The organism is Nocardioides sp. Root190 (assembly GCF_001428565.1).
Classification (GTDB): domain Bacteria; phylum Actinomycetota; class Actinomycetes; order Propionibacteriales; family Nocardioidaceae; genus Nocardioides.
The window spans coordinates 282,894-301,779 of record NZ_LMIA01000008.1; the positions used below are offsets into that span (position 1 = coordinate 282,894).

At 71.1% G+C, this 18,886-nt stretch carries 14 protein-coding genes; 11 read left to right on the plus strand and 3 right to left on the minus strand.

The window, feature by feature from the left end:
* Positions 1–943: hypothetical protein (locus tag ASE01_RS07820; protein ID WP_082605905.1), on the minus strand; the 943-nt coding region annotated here is incomplete at its 3' end.
* A gap of 595 nt (positions 944–1,538) precedes the next feature.
* Between ASE01_RS07820 and ASE01_RS07825 the strand changes: the two genes are divergently transcribed.
* The 3 genes from ASE01_RS07825 (at position 1,539) to ASE01_RS07835 (ending at position 4,524) form a co-directional block, all read left to right on the plus strand.
* The gene (locus ASE01_RS07825) at positions 1,539–3,239 is read left to right on the plus strand and encodes an ABC-F family ATP-binding cassette domain-containing protein (RefSeq protein WP_056749614.1); all 1,701 of its coding nucleotides are present in this window, start codon (positions 1,539–1,541) and stop codon (positions 3,237–3,239) included.
* Positions 3,236–4,276 carry a GNAT family N-acetyltransferase gene (locus ASE01_RS07830; RefSeq protein WP_056749615.1) on the plus strand — a complete coding sequence of 347 codons (1,041 nt, stop codon included), beginning with the start codon at positions 3,236–3,238 and terminating at the stop codon, positions 4,274–4,276. Before ASE01_RS07825 ends, ASE01_RS07830 begins: the two co-directional genes overlap by 4 nt.
* Before the next feature lie 65 nt (positions 4,277–4,341).
* Positions 4,342–4,524 (plus strand): DUF5302 domain-containing protein, encoded by a 183-nt coding sequence (locus ASE01_RS07835; protein WP_056749616.1) that lies wholly within the window; start codon positions 4,342–4,344, stop codon positions 4,522–4,524.
* Position 4,525: 1 nt separating this feature from the next.
* Here the strand turns inward: ASE01_RS07835 and ASE01_RS07840 are convergent, their stop codons facing one another.
* Positions 4,526–5,743 (minus strand): S1C family serine protease, encoded by a 1,218-nt coding sequence (locus ASE01_RS07840; RefSeq protein WP_056749617.1) that lies wholly within the window; start codon positions 5,741–5,743, stop codon positions 4,526–4,528.
* A gap of 141 nt (positions 5,744–5,884) precedes the next feature.
* Here ASE01_RS07840 and ASE01_RS07845 point away from each other — a divergent pair, with 141 nt between their 5' ends.
* Genes ASE01_RS07845 through pseI form a run of 8 tightly spaced genes read left to right on the plus strand, consistent with a single transcriptional unit; the run spans position 5,885 to position 14,059 of the window.
* The gene (locus tag ASE01_RS07845) at positions 5,885–6,718 is read left to right on the plus strand and encodes an ABC transporter permease (RefSeq protein ID WP_235535910.1); all 834 of its coding nucleotides are present in this window, start codon (positions 5,885–5,887) and stop codon (positions 6,716–6,718) included.
* A 5-nt stretch (positions 6,719–6,723) separates the two neighbouring features.
* Positions 6,724–7,776: an ABC transporter substrate-binding protein gene (locus ASE01_RS07850; protein ID WP_082605906.1), complete on the plus strand. Its 1,053-nt coding sequence runs from the start codon at positions 6,724–6,726 to the stop codon at positions 7,774–7,776.
* Between the two features lie 10 nt (positions 7,777–7,786).
* On the plus strand, positions 7,787–8,551 hold the full coding sequence (locus tag ASE01_RS07855; protein ID WP_056749619.1) for an ABC transporter ATP-binding protein: 765 nt from the start codon (positions 7,787–7,789) through the stop codon (positions 8,549–8,551).
* 58 nt (positions 8,552–8,609) lie between these two features.
* Entirely contained in the window at positions 8,610–9,863 is a 1,254-nt protein-coding gene (gene pseG, locus ASE01_RS07860) for a UDP-2,4-diacetamido-2,4,6-trideoxy-beta-L-altropyranose hydrolase (RefSeq protein WP_056749620.1), read from the plus strand.
* A gap of 51 nt (positions 9,864–9,914) precedes the next feature.
* Positions 9,915–11,039, plus strand: a complete 1,125-nt coding sequence (locus ASE01_RS07865; RefSeq protein ID WP_056749621.1) for an ATP-grasp domain-containing protein — start codon at positions 9,915–9,917, stop codon at positions 11,037–11,039.
* Positions 11,036–11,914 (plus strand): NAD-dependent epimerase/dehydratase family protein, encoded by an 879-nt coding sequence (locus tag ASE01_RS07870; protein ID WP_056749622.1) that lies wholly within the window; start codon positions 11,036–11,038, stop codon positions 11,912–11,914. Before ASE01_RS07865 ends, ASE01_RS07870 begins: the two co-directional genes overlap by 4 nt.
* Complete coding sequence (locus ASE01_RS07875; RefSeq protein ID WP_056749623.1) at positions 11,907–13,055, plus strand: acyltransferase family protein; 1,149 nt, start codon at positions 11,907–11,909, stop codon at positions 13,053–13,055. Before ASE01_RS07870 ends, ASE01_RS07875 begins: the two co-directional genes overlap by 8 nt.
* On the plus strand, positions 13,007–14,059 hold the full coding sequence (pseI, locus tag ASE01_RS07880) for a pseudaminic acid synthase (protein WP_056749624.1): 1,053 nt from the start codon (positions 13,007–13,009) through the stop codon (positions 14,057–14,059). Before ASE01_RS07875 ends, pseI begins: the two co-directional genes overlap by 49 nt.
* Before the next feature lie 2,151 nt (positions 14,060–16,210).
* On the opposite strand, the gene ASE01_RS07895 is transcribed toward pseI, so the two are convergent.
* Positions 16,211–18,790, minus strand: coding sequence for a tetratricopeptide repeat protein (locus ASE01_RS07895; RefSeq protein WP_056749627.1), 2,580 nt, complete (start codon positions 18,788–18,790; stop codon positions 16,211–16,213).
* Positions 18,791–18,886 lie beyond the last annotated feature (96 nt).

Here is an 18,886-nt window from a genome sequence, read left to right on the forward strand (position 1 = left end):
CGCGGGAGCGGAGCCATTGCTTGATCTGTGCGGTGGTGACGGGTTTGTCTCCCCACCTGCCGACGGGGTTTTCACCGGTGAGGGTGGTGTCGGTGATGTGGAGATCCATCACGACCTTGCGGCCGGCGGAGCGGACGGTGACCTCACCGGTGTCCTCGTCGGTGGTCAGCAGGTCCAGGGCCAGGTCGCGTCGGGCGATCGCACCGACTGCTTGCGCTCGGCGGGCGTCGAGGGAGCCCTCATCACCGAGCCGGCCCCGTACTTCTGCTTCGCGGGCGACAGCAGCGTTGAAGTCGTGACCGTCGGCAACGTCGACCACGGCGGTGATGAGCGCGTTGCCGTGCTCGTCGACCTCGGAGACGTCGCAGAATCGGTGCTCTTGTGCCTTCTGGCGCTCTGCCTCGGCTCGTTCGGGGTCGAACCGGATGATCGCTTCGGTGATGAGTCGGTCGAGCTGCGCCCAGCCCACATTCCCCACAGCCGCGAGCTGCCGGTCCACGAACGCGGCCGCGTCCGGCGTCAGTGACCTGGTCTGGTCGGCGATGCGGTGGGCCTTGTACGGCGGAATCCGACCAGCGATCACCGATGCGTAGACCGACGGGAGTCGCCAGGCGCACTCGATGATCCGCCCGACGTGCATCCGACCCCCGTCAGGGGTGCGGCCCAGGACCGCGATGAGCTCCATCAGTTCGAACTCGCTGACCAGTGGGGCACCGGGTCCGGCGATCGGAACACCGGTGTCCACGACGCCGGCCAAGACCGTCGCAGCACCTTCAACGGTCTCGACGACGTTCTGGTCGGCCCATGCCACGATGGCGATCCACTCGTCGATCTCGAGCTGGTGTCGGCCCTTCACATTGGCGCCGAGCTCGGTCAACAGCTCACCGACCGAGCAGCCGTCGTAGCGGCCGATCAGTGCGGTGGAAGCGGTCCCGAGATCCATACCCATATTGGATCACGGCCCACCGACACAACCACCGGCAGGCGGAAGCCCGGTGGTCGAGGAGGTCGCGCAGCGACCGTCTCGAGACCTGGTGAGTCGGTGCCGGAACCTGTTCACGGGCAGTGGGTGCACCGTGGCCAGGGGTCTCGAGACGGCCGCGGGCGGCCTCCTCGACCAACGGGGGACGACAGTGCGACCCGGCCGTCCGTCGTACTCATTCGTTGCTGTCGGCCGTGTCCCCGTTGGTCGAGGAGGTCGCGCAGCGACCGTCTCGAGACCTGGTGACCCGGTGCCGGAACCCCAGACGTGGGCGGGCGGGTGCACCGTGGCGGGTGGTCTCGAGACGGCCGCGGGCGGCCTCCTCGACCAACGGTGGGACCGGTGATCACCTCGTTGGTCGAGGAGGTCACGCAGCGACCGACTCGAGACCTGGCGAGTCGGTGCCGGAACCTGTTCACGGGCAGTGGGTGCATCGTGGCCAGGGGTCTCGAGACGGCCGCGGGCGGCCTCCTCGACCAACGGCGGGAGCGTCCTCGACCCACCGTCTCCGTAATGAACTCGCACCTGCCCGGCGGGTGGCGGACAATCCTCGGTTGTGGGTCATGTCGAGGTCGCAGGTGTCAGGTATGAGCTCCCGGACGGGCGCGTGCTCCTGGAGGACGTGTCGTTCCGTGTCGGGGAGGGGGCGAAGGTCGCCCTGGTCGGTGCCAACGGCGCCGGGAAGACGACGTTGTTCCGGATCATCACCGGGGAGCTCGCGCCGCATGCCGGCGTGGTGACGCGCTCGGGTGGGCTCGGGATCATGAGGCAGATGGTCGACCGGGGGATGGGTGAGGAGCCGACGATCGCCGACCTGCTGCTCGGCCTGGCGCCGGAGCGGGTGCGTCGCGCGTCCGCGGAGGTCGAGCGCTGGGAGCTCGCGCTCATGGAGTCCGAGGACGAGGCGACGCAGCTCTCCTATGCGACGGCGCTCGCGGAGTACGCCGATGCCGGCGGCTACGACATCGAGGTCGTCTGGGACGTCTGCACCGTCAAGGCGCTCGCCGTCGCCTACGACCGGGCGAAGTACCGCGAGCTGCGCACGCTGTCGGGAGGCGAGCAGAAGAGGCTGGTGCTGGAGTACCTGCTCGCCGGACCGGAGGAGGTGCTGCTGCTCGACGAGCCGGACAACTTCCTCGACGTGCCCGGCAAGATCTGGCTGGAGCAGCGGATCGCGGCCTCGGACAAGACGATCCTCTTCATCAGCCACGACCGCGAGCTGCTCGCCAACACGGCCACCCACGTCGTCACCGTCGAGCTCGGGGCGGGCGGCAGCGGCAACAGTGCGTGGACTCATGTCGGTGGCTTCGCGTCGTACCACGAGGCCCGCCAGGACCGCTTCGCCCGCTTCGCCGAGCTGCGGCGGCGCTGGGACGAGGACCACGCCAAGATCAAGGCGCTGGTGCTGCGGCTGAAGATCAAGTCGGAGTACAACGACGGCATGTCCTCGCAGTACCGCGCGGCGCAGACGCGCCTGCGGAAGTTCGAGGAGGCCGGCCCGCCCACCGAGCAGCCGCGTGAGCAGCAGGTGACGATGCGGCTCTCCGGTGCACGCACCGGCAAGCGCGCCGTGGTCTGCGAGGACCTGGAGCTGACCGGGTTGATGAAGTCGTTCGACCTCGAGGTCTGGTACGGCGACCGGCTGGCCGTGCTCGGTTCCAACGGTTCCGGCAAGTCCCACTTCCTGCGCCTGCTCGCGGCCGGAGGAAGCGACCCCGACGTCGAGCACCAGCCGGTGGGCGAGGTCGAGATCGTGCCGGTGCCTCACCGTGGTCGCGCCCGCCTGGGCGCGCGGGTGCGGCCGGGCTGGTTCGTCCAGACGCACGACCACCCGGAGCTGGTCGGACGCACCCTGCTCGAGATCCTGCACCGCGGTGACGGTTCGCCGCACGGCCGCAAGGGGATGGGGCGCGAGCAGGCGGCGCGGGTGCTGGACCGCTACGAGCTGGCGGCGGGTTCGGAGCAGCCCTTCGAGTCGCTCTCGGGCGGCCAGCAGGCACGCTTCCAGATCCTGCTGCTCGAGCTCTCCGGCGCCACCCTGTTGCTGCTCGACGAGCCCACCGACAACCTCGACGTGCAGTCGGCCGAGGCGCTGGAGGAGGGACTGGCGGCCTTCGACGGGACCGTGGTCGCGGTGACCCACGACCGGTGGTTCGCCCGCGGCTTCGACCGGTTCTGCGTGTTCGGCTCCGACGGCTCGGTCTACGAGTCGGACGATCCGGTGTGGGACGAGGGACGGGTGGTCCGCAGCCGATGAGCAGGCAGATCGACATCGTCGAGCTCACCGGCGTCGACGAGGCAGACCTGCGTACCTGGGCGGAGGTGACAGCTGGCTCGTCGCGTCACGAGCTCGGTGCGAACGCCACCGCGTGGGCCGCCGAGGAGCTGCTCGTGGTCGCGCGCCACCACGACAGGCAACGCCGGGGTCGGTTCTTCGCAGCGCGGATGGACGGCGAGATCGTCGGCACCGGCTGGCTCTGCCTCCCGTTGCTCGACAACCTCACCTCGGCCGAGATCGACGTGAACGTGCGCCCCGACCTCCGGCGCCGGGGGATCGGCACCCAGCTGCTCGAGCACCTCGAGCGGCTGGCGAGCGCCGCGGGCCGGACCCTGTTCAACGCCGAGGCGATGTGGCCCTACGACGGCCCACCCGAGGGCGAGGGAACGCCGGGGTGCGAGTTCGCCCGCCGGCACGGCTACCGCTTCGGGCTCGGTGACGTGCAGCGCATGCTCCCGCTGCCGATCCCTGACCAGCTCCTCGACGAGATCGCTGCCGAGACGGCGGACCACCACACGGCGTACGAGCTGCGGACCTTCTCGGGGACGGTGCCGGACGAGCTGGTCGAGAGCTGGCTCGGCGTCGCGGCGACCCTCAACCTGGAGGCCCCGCTGGGCGCGATGGAGCGCGAGGCGGAGTCCCTCGACGTCGAGGCCCACCGCACGGCGGAGCAGATCGAGGTCGCCCAGGGACGCACCGCCTGGCACACCGTCGCCCTCGACGCAGCCGGCGACGTGGTCGCTTACACGCAACTCATGCTGCCCGAGCACGACCGCAGCTTCGCCTACCAGTGGGGGACCCTCGTACGACGCGACCACCGCGGGCACCGCCTCGGCACCGCGATCAAGGTGGCCAACCTCCGCGCCTTCCAGGCCGCTTCCGAGGTGAGGGGGCGTCGCCTGGTGACGTGGAACGCCGAGGTCAACGACCACATGATCGGCATCAACGTGCGGCTCGGGTTCGTTCCGACCTCACGCCTCGCCGAGCTGCAGAAGAACCTCGACGCTCCCGGTTAATCGCTTGGTCGGCTTGGCAGGACGTGCAACGGTGGTACGACACCCCTGCGAGCAAAGGAACGCCCATGGCTGCCAGCGGCGCGAACGACGATCTCAAGGCCAAGATGCGCGAGGCCCTCGACCGCAAGAACAACAAGGGTGCGAGTCCTCACGAGGACGCTCCGGGCAAGGAGAAGGCCCACGGTTCCGAGGTGGTCGGTGGAGCCCCGAAGATGCACCGCCGCAAGGCGGGTGGCGGCGGATCCTGAGTCAGCCGTCCGAGCCCAGCTCGAGCTCGGTGGTGTCCTCGGTGCTGCCGCGGAGGTAGGTCACCTCGACGGTGTCGCCGGGACGGTAGGCCCGCACGGTCGCGATCAGCGACTCGGTGTCGTCGATGCGGTGGTCGTCGATCGAGATGATCACGTCACCCTTCTCGAGCCCCGCGTCGGCGGCCGCCGATCCCTTCTCCAGCTCGGCGATCCGCGCGCCGGAGAGGGTGGTGTCGCTGGACCCGGCGGTGCCGCGCACGTCCTGGACCTGGATCCCGAGCCGGGCATGGGTCGGGGCCTCGCCGGCGCGCAGCTGCTCGATGATCGGCAGCACCTCGTCGATCGGGATGGCGAAGCCGAGGCCGATCGAGCCGGACTCGGAGCCCTGTCCTGACGCGGTGGAGCGGATGGAGGCGTTGATCCCGACCAGCTGACCGTCCATGTTCACGAGCGGGCCACCGGAGTTGCCGGGGTTGATCGCGGCGTCGGTCTGGATGGCGGGGTACGCCGTCACGTTGCCCTGCTGGTCGCGGGCGACCTCGACCGGTCGGTCGAGGGCGCTGACGATGCCGCTGGTGACGGTGGCGTCGAGCCCGAAGGGGGAGCCGATCGCGACGACCTGCTCGCCGACGTCGAGGTTGCCCGACTTGCCGACGGTGACCGGGGTCAGCCCGTCGACGTCCTCGACCTTCACCAGCGCGGTGTCGGTGAGCGGGTCGGTGCCGATGACGGTGGCCCGGGCCCGGGTGCCGTCGCTGAACGACGCGGTGATCTCGGCCTGGTCGGCCTCGATCGTGCCGCCCAGGGTCACGACGTGGTCGTTGGTCAGGACCGTGCCGTCCGCGTCCAGCACCACGCCGGAACCGCTGCCGGCCGAGCCGGACCCGGAGACCTCGAGGGCGACGACCGACGGCAGGACCGCGGATGCGACCGATTCGACGCTGCCCGACGCAGCCGGGCGGTCGTCGTTGTCGGCCACCTGCAGCGGACCTGCGCCGCCCGATGCGCTCGGGTCGGAGTTCGCCGCGTCGTAGATCGCGGCGCCGCCGATCCCGGCCCCGCCTCCGACCAGCAGCGCACCCGAGAGCACCAGCGCCGCGAATCCCGCGCGCCGGGGACCACGGGAGCGTTGGGGCGCTCCCAGGGGTGCGGGGAAGTACGGCGGTGCGGGCGGGGTGGGCGGCTGCGCCGGCGGGATCGGAGGCAGGACCTGGGTCATGTCCTCCACTGTGCTCGCCGTCCCTGTGACCCTGCTGAGACGCGGTTGAGGACTTGCCCTGACTGACCTCCACGGGAAGGGGAGTCCGATCCACGGACCCAAATAAACAAAGTCGATCAACACACTGTAGATTTCCCGATCGTGTCCTCCACGGTCCTCGAACCCCCGCGCGGCGTACGCCGTTGGGTCGGCCTCGCGCTGAGCCTGGTCGTGCTCCTCGCGACCTGGTCGGTGGTCGCTGCGGCCGATCTCGTCGAGCCGCACTACCTGACCCCGAGCCCGCTGCAGGTCTGGGACGCGTTCATCCGCGCGAACAGCCACCACGCGGTCGGCGGCGGGATCGACCGCGTGGTCCGCGGCGAGGAGAACTACTTCCTGTGGGAGCACCTCGTGGTGAGCCTGCGCCGGATCGGTCTCGGCCTGCTCTTCGGCGTGCTGGTCGGTGTTCCCCTCGGCCTGCTGATGGGCAGCGTTCGCTGGGTCGGCGACCTCGTCGGGCCCTACGTCGACTTCCTGCGCTCGCTCCCGCCGCTCGCCTACATCGGCTTCCTGGTCGCGTGGTTCGGCATCTACGACACCTCGAAGGTCTGGTTGCTGTTCCTCGCGGCCTTCCCGCCGATCACCCTGGCCACGATCAACGGTGTGCGCGGCGTGCGTCAGGACCAGCTCAACGCGGCGCGCAGCCTGGGCGCCAGCGGGCTCCAGCTGACCACCGCTGTGACCCTCCCCGCGACCCTGCCCGACATCTTGTCGGGACTGCGGGTCGCCGTCGGCTTCGCGTGGACCACCGTGGTGGCCGCGGAGCTCGTCAACGGACTGCCGGGCATCGGAGGCCTGGCCTATCTCTCGGGAACGCAGAACAAGATCGCCCTGTCGGTCGCCTGCATCCTCGTCATCGGCCTCACTGCGATCGCCCTTGACGCTGTCATCCGCACCATCGAGAAGCTCGTCGTCCCCTGGCGAGGAAAGGCCTGAGAACCATGAAGCTCAACCGCTGGAGCGCCGTCGGCGCCACCCTCGTGACCCTCGCCCTGCCGCTCTCGGCCTGCAGCCTGGGCGAGGACGCGGAAGCCACCGCGAGCGACTGCCCCTGGGAGGCCGACGAGTCGGTCGACGCCACGGTGCGCATCGGCTACCAGAAGATCCCCAACGGCGACGTCGTCGTCAAGGACCAGAAGATCCTCGAGAACTGCCTGCCCAACGCGACCATCGAGTGGAGCAACTTCGCCTCGGGCGGCGACGTCGTGCAGGCCTTCGGTGCCGGCAGCCTCGACATCGGACTGGCTGGTTCCTCGCCCTCGACGCGGGCCCTGTCCGCGCCGTTGGACCTGCCGGTCCAGGTCATCTGGATCCACGACGTCATCGGTGAGGCCGAGTCGCTCGTCGTGAAGGACAAGGCCGTCACCGACATCGTGGGCCTCAAGGGCAAGACCATCGCCACCCCGTTCGGGTCGACCGCGCACTACTCACTGCTGCAGGCGATCGCCGACGCAGGTGAGGACCCGGCGGACTACAAGCTGATCAACACCGAGCCCGAGCAGGTCGCCCCGGCCTGGGCGAACGGCGACATCGACGCCGCCTGGATCTGGGACCCGACCCTGTCGGCCCTCAAGGAGCAGGGCGGCACCGTGATCCTGTCCAGCGCCGACACCGCGGAGGCGGGCAAGCCGACGTACGACCTCGGACTGGGCAGCACGGAGTTCATCGAGAAGAACCCGAAGGTGCTCGAGGCCTGGGCCAAGGCGCAGGACTTCGCGGTCGAGCAGCTGCTGGATGACCCCGACAAGGCTGCCGAGAGCGTCGCCATCGAGGTCGGCGTGACGACCGAGCAGGCCAAGGCGCAGTTCGCCGGCCTGACCTACCTCCGCGCCTCCGACCAGGCCAGCGCGGACTGGCTGGGCAAGAAGCTCGGCACCGACCTGCTCGCCACCGCGCAGTTCCTGCTCACCCAGGACGGCATCGAGGCGGTCGCAGCAGCCGACGTCTACGCCCAGGGCGTCAACGCGTCCGTGGCGGCGTCGGCCGGCAAGTGAGCCAGCAGCCGTGAGCAAGGGCATCACCGTCGCGGGCCTGGGACACGAGTTCCGGGCTCGCGGCGGTGCCGTCCCCGCGCTGGAGGGGATCGACCTCGACATCGCCCCGGGGGAGTTCGTCACGCTGGCCGGCCCGTCCGGTTGCGGCAAGACCACCCTCCTGCGACTGGTCGCGGGCTTCGCGGCCCCGACCTCGGGCACGATCACGGTCGGTGACGTCCCCGTCGCCGGGCCCGGTCCCGACCGAGGTGTCGTCTTCCAGCAGCCCACGCTCTACCCCTGGCTGGACGTACGCCGCAACGTCGCACTCGGGCCCAAGCTGCGGGGTGTCGGCAAGGCCCAGCGTCTCGCGACGGCGGGCCGCTACCTCGAGCTGGTCGGGCTCTCCGACGCCGCCGATCGCCGCCCCTACGAGCTCTCGGGCGGCATGCAGCAGCGCGCCCAGATCGCCCGGGTGCTGGCCGGCGACCCCGAGGTCGTGCTGATGGACGAGCCGTACGGCGCCCTCGACGCCCTCACCCGCGAGCGTCTCCAGAACGAGCTGCTGTCCCTGTGGCGGGCGAGTGGCAAGACGATCCTGTTCATCACCCACAGCGTCGACGAGGCGGTCTTCCTCGGCTCGCGGGTGCTGGTGATGAGTCCGCGGCCGGGCCGCATCGTGTTCGACGAGTTCGTCCCCTTCTCCGCTGACGCCGACCTGGCGCCCGAGGAGATCCGGGCGCTGCCGAAGTTCGCCGAGGTCGCCGGCCGCGTTCGCGAGGCGATCTCGCACTGACACCGGGCCCGTTCCCGGCGGCTGCGCCGATCCGATCTGCGCCGATACGATCGCCGACGTGACGAACGGTGGCTCGGGTCTGGTGCTGGTCCGTGCCGACTCCGGTCCCCGGATCGGGATGGGCCACCTGGTGCGCCAGCTCGCGCTGGCCCGCGAGCTCGCCGCGCGCGGGGCGGCGGTCGTCTTCGTGACCCGCACCGCCGAGCCGCGCGTCGAGGCGGCGGGCTTCCGCTGCCTGGCCCTGGACCTGCCCGCTCCCGAGGCCACCCGCCCCTGGGCGGCGGGCGACCAGGTCGCCGACGCCCGCGCGACGATCGCCCTCGCCGGCGGTGCTGTCGACACCGTGGTCGTCGACTCCTACGGCCTGGACCGCACCTGGGAGTCCGAGGTCCGCGCCATCACCGGCCGCATCGTCGCCGTCGACGACCTCGCCGACCGCAGCCGCGAGGTCGACGTCGTCGTCGACCAGAACTGGTACGGCGCCGGCAGCGACGCCCGCTACGACGGTGTCGTCCCCGACGGCGCGCGCCGGCTGATCGGCCCGCGTCACGCGTTGCTCCACCACGACTACGCCGCCGCGCGTCGTACGTCCGCGCCACGGCAGTGGCCGCCCCGACGGGTGCTGGTCTCCTTCGGCGGCACCGACCCCGGCGGCGAGACCCGTGCCGTCGTCGAGGCCCTGCGCGGGACCGGGCTCGAGCTCCACGTCGACGTGGTCGTCGGGACGGCGGCCGCTGCCACCGACGAGCTCCGCGCCGCCGTCGACGCCCTGCCCGGCGCGAGCCTGCGGGTCGCGCTGCCCTCGCTGGTCCCGAGCCTGGCCGCTGCGGACCTCGCCTTCGGCGCCAGCGGCACGGCGACCTGGGAGCGGATGTGCCTCGACGTGCCCGCCGTCGTGACCACCACGGCACCGCACCAGTCCGGGGTCACCCGCGCCCTCGCCGAGGCCGGGTTCACCACCTGGGCCGGGCTGAGCGGCGAGGTCGGCGCCGAGGGCTACCGGACCCTGGTCGCCGAGCTCCTCGCCGAGGGCCCGCGGCTCGCGCCGCCGCTGGTCGACGGGCACGGCGCCGCCCGGGTGGCCGCGGAGGTACTGCCGGGACCGGGGGAACGCACCTTCCGGGCCGCGACCGGGAGGGACGCTGCGGTGGAGGTGGCCCGCGGTGACGACCCCGAGGCCTGGGTGGCTGCTGCGGAGCAGTTCGCGGCCGATCTCACCGACCCGTCGGTGGACCTGCTGGTGGCCGAGGTCGACGGCGTGCCCGTCGACGTCGTACGACGCCTGCGCGGGGGCTCGCCGACAGGGGGATGAGGCCACCGATCGGATAGCCTTGCAGGGCTGAATCCCGATCAAAGGAGCTGTATGTCGCGCTCGGCGCTCATCCTCGGTGCCCTCCCGGGCCAGGCCGACGCGATGCACCGGCTCCGGTCCGCTGGCTGGAAGGTCTACGCCTGCGGTCACAAGCGCGAAGGCGCCGGGGTCGAGGCGGCCGACGACTTCTTCGTCGTCGACATCCTGGACCCCGAGGGCGTGGCCGACCTGGCCGAGCGACTCGGCGTCGACATCGTCTACTCCGTCGGTTCTGACATCGCGATGCCGACGGTGGCCGCGGTCAGTGAGCGACTCGGCCTGCCGCTGTTCCACTCCTCGGCGACCACGCAGATCCTGCACCGCAAGGACCTGTTGCGGACCTTCCTCGCCGAGGCGGACCTGAGCCCGGTGGCGCACCGGATCGTGCTCTCGGTCGAGGACCTCGCCGACTTCCCGACGTACCCCGCGATCGTGAAGCCGGTCGACAGCCAGGGGCAGCGCGGCATCACGATCGTCGCCGACCACGCCGAGGCGGTCGCGGCCCTGCCCGCCGCGCTCGACGCGTCCCACTCCGGCCGCGCGGTTCTCGAGGAGCTCCTCATCGGGCCCGAGGTCACCGTGCACGTGTTCGTCGTCGGGGGCGCCGTCACGATCCTGCCCGCCTCCGACCGGATCGTGTGGGAGGGGCCGTTGACCGGCATCCCCGCCGCGCACACGATGCCGCCGCGCACCATCGACGCCGAGCAGACCGAGCAGATGGGCGAGCTCATCCGCCGCTTCGTCACGGCGCTCGGCGTCACCGACGGTCCCCTCTACTTCCAGCTGATCTTCACCGCCGACGGTCCCCGGATCGTCGAGGTCGCCCCGCGCCTGGACGGGTGCCACCTGTGGCGCCTGCTCGAGGAGCACACGGGCTTCGACATCATCAGCGCCTGCTTCACCCAGATGATGGGCGACGCCTGGCCGGGCGACCCCGAGGTGCCGACCGGCGTGTCCCACACCCTGCGCTTCCACCTGACCGATCCCGCGATCCCGTTCGACCCGGACGCCCACAGCTTCGCCGAGTACGGCGAGGTGGTGTTCGAGGAGTTCCACGTCGAGCCGGGCGAGCTCGCACGTGACACCAACGGTCACGTCGCGCGGCTCGGGTACGCCATCACGAAGGACCGCGCTTGAGGGTTGCGGTCACCGGAGCACGCGGGTTCCTCGGGGGTCACGTCCTGCGGCTCCTCGCGGAGCTCGGTCACGACGCCCTCGCCCTCGGGCGCGGCGACGACGGGTGCCAGCGACCGCTGGACGCTGCCGACGGCAGCGCCTCCCTGGCCGAGGTCCTCGCGGGCTGCGACGCCGTCGTGCACCTCGCCGGCCGCAGCGTCGACAGCCTGAGCACACCGCTCGCGTCCTACCTCGGTCCGAATGTCGCGCTGAGCGAGGAGATCGCCGTCGCCGCCGCCGAGGCAGGTGTGGGCCGCGTCGTGTTCACCTCGTCCCGGATGGTCTACCCCGGGCACCTCACCGCACCGCTCCACGAGGACCTCGCCGCCCCGGCCGACTCCTTCTACGGTCTCAGCAAGCGGATGGCCGAGGAGGTGCTGGCGCTCCACGGACGTCGTACCCACCTCACCACGGTGTCCCTGCGGGTCGCCCAGGTCGTCGGCGACGGCGACGGCGGACGCGGTGCGCTGCCCCGGCTCGTCGAGCTGGCGTTGGCCGGCGGACCGGTCACCCTCAACGGCGCCGGCGCCATGGTCCGCGACTTCGTCGAGGTCCGCGACGTGGCCCGGGCGATCGCCCTCGCCCTCACCGCGACCCTGCCGGGAGACGGCCAGCTCGTCGCCAACATCGGCACCGGCGGGTTCAGTGTCCGCGAGATGGCCGACGAGATCGCCCGCCAGTGCGGACTCCCGGACGACGCCGTCACCTCGCGTCCGGTCGAGGACGAGGACACCTCGGTCTACCGGCTCGACTGCACCCGTGCCCGGACCGTGCTGGGCTGGACGCCGGACTTCGGGCTCGCCGAGATGGTGCGCGATCGGGTCAGCCGTGCCTGAGTCCCGGACCGCCGCCGACCTCGACGCGCCCGCCGCGCCCGCCGCTGCCCCCACGACCGCCGACGGCTACCGGCTCGGCCGACGTCCCGGGCTCGACGGCCTGCGCGGGATCGCCGTGCTGCTCGTGCTGTGGAACCACACGGCCCTGCCCTACAGCGGCACCGCCGGCACCGTCGGCGTCGTCGCCTTCTTCGTCCTGTCCGGCTTCCTGATCACCCGGTTGCTGCTCGAGGAGTGGGACCGCGGCCACCGCATCTCGCTGCCGCGCTTCTACGTGCGCCGGGCGCTGCGCCTGGTGCCGGCCATGGTGATCTACCTGGCGATGACGGCCGTCGTGGCCGTCCGGTACGGCGAGCCGCTGTCCCAGATCGTGTGGGCGGGCCTCTACCTCACCAACGTCGTGCGGTCCTTCGGCGAGTTCATCACCCTGACGCCGCACACCTGGTCCCTCGCCATGGAGGAGCAGTTCTACCTCGTCTGGCCGGTCCTGCTGATCCTCCTCGTGTCGCGGCTGCGCCTCGGACGCCGCGGCCTGGCCCTCGTGCTGGTGGCCGCCATCGCGGCGTCGCTGGCCTACCGCTACGCCCTCGTTGCCGCCGGTGCCGACCTCCAGCGCCTCCACAACGACCCGTTCGTGGTGGCCTTCTCGCTCCTCGCCGGCTGCCTGCTCGCCGTCACCATCGCCTCCACCCGCTACCGCGTCCTCGGCGGCACCGCGCTGCTCGTGGCCCTGGCCGCGATCCTCGCCAGCGGTATCGAGGAGAAGAGCATGGCGACGTACTCCGTCATGGTCCCGGCGATCACCGTCGCCGCCGTCGTGGCGGTGGCCGTCGTGGCCCGCGACGGGCACAAGCCGGCCTGGATCGTGGCCGTGCTCGGCTGGTGGCCGCTGAGCTATCTGGGGCGCATCTCGTACGGTCTGTACCTGTACCACTACACGGTCTACTTCGTGGTGAAGCGGGAGTTCAGGGGGCCGGAGACCGAGCAGGTCCTGACCCGCCTGGTGCTGGAAGTGGTGCTGTCCCTCGTGGTGGCAGCCCTGTCGTACCACGTCGTCGAGACGTGGTTCCTCAAGAAGAAGGATGATGATCGATGGACATCGGTGGCTTCGAAGTCGGGCGCAACGCCGACCCCTTCGTGATTGCGGAGATCTCCGGCAACCACCACGGCTCGCTCGATCGTGCCCTGCAGATCGTCGACTCGCTCGCCGGTTCCGGCGTGCAGGCGGTCAAGCTGCAGACCTACACCGCGGACACGATGACGCTCGACGTCGACCGTGAGGAGTTCACGATCCAGACGCCGGGCTCGCTGTGGTTCGGTCGCAGCCTGTACGAGCTCTACACCGAGGCATCCACGCCGTGGGAGTGGCACGCGCCGATCATGGAGCGCGCCCGTGAGCACGGGATGGTCTGCTTCAGCTCGCCCTTCGACAAGACCGCCGTCGACTTCCTGATGAGCCTCGACGTGCCCTGCTTCAAGATCGCGTCCTCGGAGATCGTGGACATCCCGCTCATCCGCTACACCGCCAGCCAGGGCAAGCCGCTGATCATCTCCACCGGCATGGCGACCCTGGAGGAGATCGACGAGGCGGTCGCCGCGGCCCGCGAGGGCGGCTGCGAGGACCTCGTCGTGCTCAAGTGCACGACGAGCTACCCGGCCCGACCCGAGGACTCCCACCTGCTGACCATCCCGGACCTGCGCGAGCGCTTCGGCTGCGAGGTCGGCCTGTCCGACCACAGTCTCGGCATCGGCGTCGCGGTCGCCGCGGTCGCGCTCGGTGCTGTCGTGCTCGAGAAGCACATCACCCTGGATCGCAATGACGGTGCCGTCGACAGCCCGTTCTCCCTCGAGCCGCCCGAGTTCAAGCAGCTCGTCTCCGAGACCGCCGCGGCGCGGGTCGCGCTCGGCGAGGTGCGCTACCAGCCCACCGCCGCCGAGGAGGGCGCGCGCGGACGCCGTCGCTCGCTCTACCTCGTCGAGGACGTCGCCGCTGGCGAGGTGCTGACCGAGGCCAACGTGCGCAGCATCCGTCCCGGCTCCGGTCTGCCGCCCAAGCACCTCGACGAGGTCCTCGGCCGCCGCATCCATGAGGCCGCGACGCGGGGCACCCCGCTCGCCTGGGACCTGCTGGAGCCCGTCGAGTAGCCGACCCCACGACGCGCCGTTTGTCTGGGCGTGCCTGTACCCCGCCGAAGGTCTCCTTCGGCGGGGTGCAGCGGTTTTCAGGGCTCGATCGCCCGGGGTGGGTCGAGTGCTCGGGTGCCGCCGGGTCCGACGAGGAAGAGCCTGCCGTGGGGGCTGGTCCAGAGGAAGTGCCCGGGTGTGAGGCTCAGGTAGCGCCACTCGCTGAAGGTCTTGGCGCGGTGNGGTGCCGCCGGGTCCGACGAGGAAGAGCCTGCCGTGGGGGCTGGTCCAGAGGAAGTGCCCGGGTGTGAGGCTCAGGTAGCGCCACTCGCTGAAGGTCTTGGCGCGGTGGTGCCTGCGGCAGAGCGGGTGGAGGTTGCACGGACACGTCGGTCCGCCCTCGGCGTGTGGGATCTCGTGGTCGATGTCGCACTTGACGGCGGGGGTGGTGCAGTTGGGGAAGCTGCAGGTGTGGCGTCGCGACCTGACGCGGTGCTTGTGGCGGTCGGGGATCTCGTAGGAGTCCACGGGGATGCAGTCGGCCAGGTCGATGACCGGGCGCACGACGATGGAGGTGGTTTCGCGGGAGCGGAGCCACTGCTTGATCTGTGCGGTGGTGACGGGCTTGTCGCCCCACCTGCCGACCGGGTTCTCACCTCGTAGCGTGGTGTCGGTGATGTGGAGGTCCATCACGACCTTGCGACCGGCGGAGCGGACGGTGACCTCACCGGTGTCCTCGTCGGTGGTCAGGAGGTCCAGGGCGAGGTCACGTCGCGCGATCGCACCGACTGCCTGTGCTCGTCGAGCATCGAGGGAGCCCTCGTCCCCGAGCCGGCCCCGGACTTCTGCCTCACGGGCGATGGCGGTGTTGAAGTCGTGTCCGTCCGCGACGTCGACCACGGCGGTGATGACGGCGTTGCCGTGCTCGTCGACCTCGGAGATCTCGCAGAACCGGTGTTCCTGTGCCTTCTGGCGCTCTGCCTCGGCTCGTTCGGGGTCGAACCGGATGATCGCTTCGGCGATGAGTCGGTCGAGCTGCGCCCAGCTCACATTCCCCACAGCCGCGAGCTGGCGGTCCACGAACGCTGCCGCCTCCTGAGTCAGTGACCTGGTCTGGTCGGCGATGCGATGGGCCTTCCATGGCATTACCCGCCCAGCGATCACCGAGGCGTAGACCGACGGGAGGCGCCAGGCGCACTCGATGATCCGCCCGACGTGCATCCGACCCCCGTCAGGAGTTCTGCCGAGGACCGCGATCAGCTCCATCAGCTCGAACTCACTGACCAGTGGGGCACCCGGCCCGGCGATCGGAACACCGGAGTCGACCACGCCCGCGAGGACGGTGGCGGCGCCCTCGACGGTCTCGACGACGTTCTGATCGGCCCATGCCACGATGCCGATCCACTCATCGATCTCGAGCTGGTGTCGGCCCTTCACATTGGCACCGAGCTCGGTCAACAGCTCACCGACCGAGCAGCCGTCGTAGCGGCCGACCGAGATCCATACCCATATTGGATCATGGAGGTCCGACAGTTCCAAACGAACCGTCACCGGCTGTGGAGAAAACCCCGAAAGTACGGGGATGTGGACACGAAGTGATCGGCCGGGTGGTCTCGATACGCCCGCTCGTTCCTCGCGGGCTACTCGACCAACGGCAGGCGAGGCGGCGTATCGAGCCCACGACCAACCGCAGGCCGACAGCGACACCCGCGCTCCGCCGTACCGACTCGTTGCTGCCGCTACGCGAGGCAGCTACCGACCGACCGCAGCCCGATGTCAGCTCCCGGCATCACGGCCTGGGGTCTCGAGACGGCCGCGGGCGGCCTCCTCGACCAACGGGGGACGTCCGCCGTACCGGCTCGTTGTTGTCGGCGGCCGGCCGTTGGTCGAGGAGGTCGCGCAGCGACCGTCTCGAGACCTGGTGGGTCGATTCGGGAACCCGGGCGTGGGCAGGTGGGTGCATCACGGCCTGGGGTCTCGAGACGGCCGTGGGCGGCCTCCTCGACCAACGGGGGACGGCAGCGCGGACCCGCCTTCCGCCGTACCGACTCGTTGCTGCCGCTACGCGACGCAGCTCCCGGCACCACGGAGAGGGGTCTCGAGACGGCCGTGGGCGGCCTCCTCGACCAACGGGGCCGCGGGCGGCCTCCTCGACCAACGGGGCCGGCGGGCTCACATCCCGAGCTCGTCGCGGTGGTCCCGCAGCTCCGTCTCGATCAGGTCGCGGTAGCCCTCGGGTGAGGTGATCCCGGACAGCAGGTCCATCGCCTTGGCCGCGGGCAGGATCGGGAACGAGTCCTCGCTGAGGGTGACGTAGTCGCGCACCGGGAACTCCCGCACGATCAGGCCGGGGATGCCGCGCGCCAGCCCCTCGATCAGCGCCGAGGTGCCCATCGAGACGGACGCGAAGACCATGTTGGGGAGCTCGAGGCGCAGGGGGTGCTCGTAGACGGGGCGCCAGCCGGCCTTGCGTCCGACCATCGTGTAGAGCCACTGCTCGTGCTCGCCGGTGAGCCCGCGCGGCTTGAAGTAGACGTCGACGGGGTGGGTCTCGCGCAGCTCCTCGAGCAGGTCGAAGAGGCGCAGGTACAGGTCGCGGTGGGCGTGCGTGTCGAGGATCGGCATGTCGCCGAGGACCGAACGGCCCCCGAAGAGCACCAGCGACAGCGGGTGCGCGGGGTCGAAGGAGCGCGGCGGTGCCGGGGTGAGCATCGAGTCGGGGGAGTGGACCACGAGCTTGTCCGGGAAGGCCGCGCGCCACTGGTCGGCGCCGCGGTTGGTGATGGCGTGCACCTCGTCGAAGGACTCGGAACGGTGGAGCTTCACGTGGACCGGGTTGGTGGAGTGCGGCCAGATGACCACGCGGCCACCGGCCCGCTTCACGGCGTCGCCGACGATGACGTTCTCGACGAACAGGTGGTCGCCGACGTGCAGCTCGGTGATCCCGCGCCGGGCGATGTCCTCGGTCGCCACCGTCGCGACGTGGCGCAGCAGGGGAGCGGTCGCGCGGTGCAGCCACTCGGGCCAGGTGCCGCCGACGGGCTCGCTGACCTCGAGCGTGGCGTGCGTGCTGCGGCCCCGTGAGGAGCCGAGGTCACGGCCCTTGATCTGGGCCTGCCGGGTCAGCGGGAACGCAAAGGTCGGGAGCAGCGTCTCGTCCGGGTGCAGGCGACCCGTGGCGACGATCGGGTAGTCCTGGTGGATCGACCGGTCGTAGGCGAAGTCCTTGATCACCGAGCCCGACTGGTAGACGACGACGTCCTCCAGCTTCGCGGCCAGCTGGCCCACGCGGCGGATGCCGGCCGGGACCAAACCACGGGTGTGCGGGGACGGGTCGTCGACGACGGTCAGGTCGGACTTGGCCGAGCGCCACCGCGGCGAGAAGGAGAACGTCGCTGCCGCGCGGCCGGGTGAGGTCGGCTCGACGTGGCACAGGAAGGCGTTGCAACCGAGGTCGAGCAGCGCGAAGTAGAGCACCGCGAGGTCGAACTCGCCGTCCAGGTAGCCACCGAGGTAGCCGGGGCTGAGCTCCGGCGTCTCGATCACCACGGGCGCCTCGCCCGCGCGCCGGGCCAGCTCGGCCGCGAGTCGTTGCATCGGGACGAACAGCGCCATCTCGTGGTGCACGCTGGCGAGCAGGGCGTCGCCCAGGGTCTCGGCGGGCAGGTGCGGCGGCTCGGCGTACTTCGCGCCGTAGCGGCGGGTCCACGCGTGCGCCTGGGCGAGCAGCTCGTTGGTCTTGCTGATCGGCTCGGGCCAGCGGTCGCGCTCGCTGAGCTCCTGGATCAGGCGTCCGACCGCAGGGCGGTCGACGTAGTGGCCGGTGCGCAGCGCCAGCGCGATCGAGGAGCGCTCGGGCACCCGGAGCAGGCGGATCGGGCCCAGACCCGCACCCGTCGAGGCGGGGTACGACGGCAGGGCACCGAGGACCCGCGCGATCTCTGCTGCGTCGATGGGCAGCGGGACGTCCGTCTCGCCACGCGCCATCCGCGCCGAGGTGAGTGCCAGGGCGAGGTCGATGTCGTCGGGGTGCGCCGCGACGCCGCGCCGCAGCACCTGGATCTCGTCGTCGGGCAGCTCTGCGCGGGACAGGACGTCGGCGAGGTTGAGGTGGAACGCGGCGCCGAGAGGACCGGCGTCCGACTCTGCGCCCTCTAGGCTCTCGGCCACGTCGTGCCAGCCCGCCTCGAACCAGTCGGCCATGCCCGCGCGGAGCGGGAGCTCGCCCGAGGCGCCCTTGGCGGCCTGGACCTGGCTGTAGGTGGCCCAGCGGGAGGCGGCCAGCGGCCAGTCGGCCCGGGCCATGGCGGTGTGCCCGGCCTCCCACAGCACCATCTTGCGGCGCGGGAAGAGCTCGAGACCGCGACCGATGAGTGCGGCCGCCTGGTCGGTGTCGCGGATGCGACGGTGGGCGTGGGCCGCCGAGACCCAGCCGAGGGCGCCGAGCTCGTCGGCGCGCTCGTCCACGAGGGTGCGCCAGCGCTCCGCCGACGCGGCCCAGTCGCCGCGGTGGCCGTCCAGGCGGGCGCGGGCGGTGAGCACCATCAGGTCCCCGGGACGGGCGGCCAGTGCCTTCTCGAGCATGGCCTCGGCGTCGTCGTACCCACCCTCGGCGGCGAGCTGCTGGGCGCCGTCCAGCCACGCGGTGCGCTGCGGATCGGGATCCGGCGTCGGGGGGCGGAGGCGGCGGCGGATGCCGCGCTTGACCCGGCCGGCGAGGGGGCGCAGGGAACGGCGTCGCGCGGACGTCATGCTGAGTGGGAACCTTCCGTTGCCGACCGTGAAAATGCCGCGTCAGCATATCGGAGTGGGGCCCGATCGGACCGGTCGGCGGCCGCGGCGAGCACA

Excerpts from the sequence above, each read along its gene's own strand:
- ASE01_RS07830 (WP_056749615.1), top strand. The coding sequence starts at position 3,236 with ATGAGCAGGCAGATCGACATCGTCGAGCTCACCGGCGTCGACGAGGCA.
- ASE01_RS07835 (WP_056749616.1), top strand. The coding sequence starts at position 4,342 with ATGGCTGCCAGCGGCGCGAACGACGATCTCAAGGCCAAGATGCGCGAG.
- ASE01_RS07840 (WP_056749617.1), bottom strand. The coding sequence starts at position 5,743 with ATGACCCAGGTCCTGCCTCCGATCCCGCCGGCGCAGCCGCCCACCCCG.
- ASE01_RS07850 (WP_082605906.1), top strand. The coding sequence starts at position 6,724 with ATGAAGCTCAACCGCTGGAGCGCCGTCGGCGCCACCCTCGTGACCCTC.
- ASE01_RS07865 (WP_056749621.1), top strand. The coding sequence starts at position 9,915 with ATGTCGCGCTCGGCGCTCATCCTCGGTGCCCTCCCGGGCCAGGCCGAC.
- pseI (WP_056749624.1), top strand. The coding sequence starts at position 13,007 with ATGGACATCGGTGGCTTCGAAGTCGGGCGCAACGCCGACCCCTTCGTG.
- ASE01_RS07895 (WP_056749627.1), bottom strand. The coding sequence starts at position 18,790 with ATGACGTCCGCGCGACGCCGTTCCCTGCGCCCCCTCGCCGGCCGGGTC.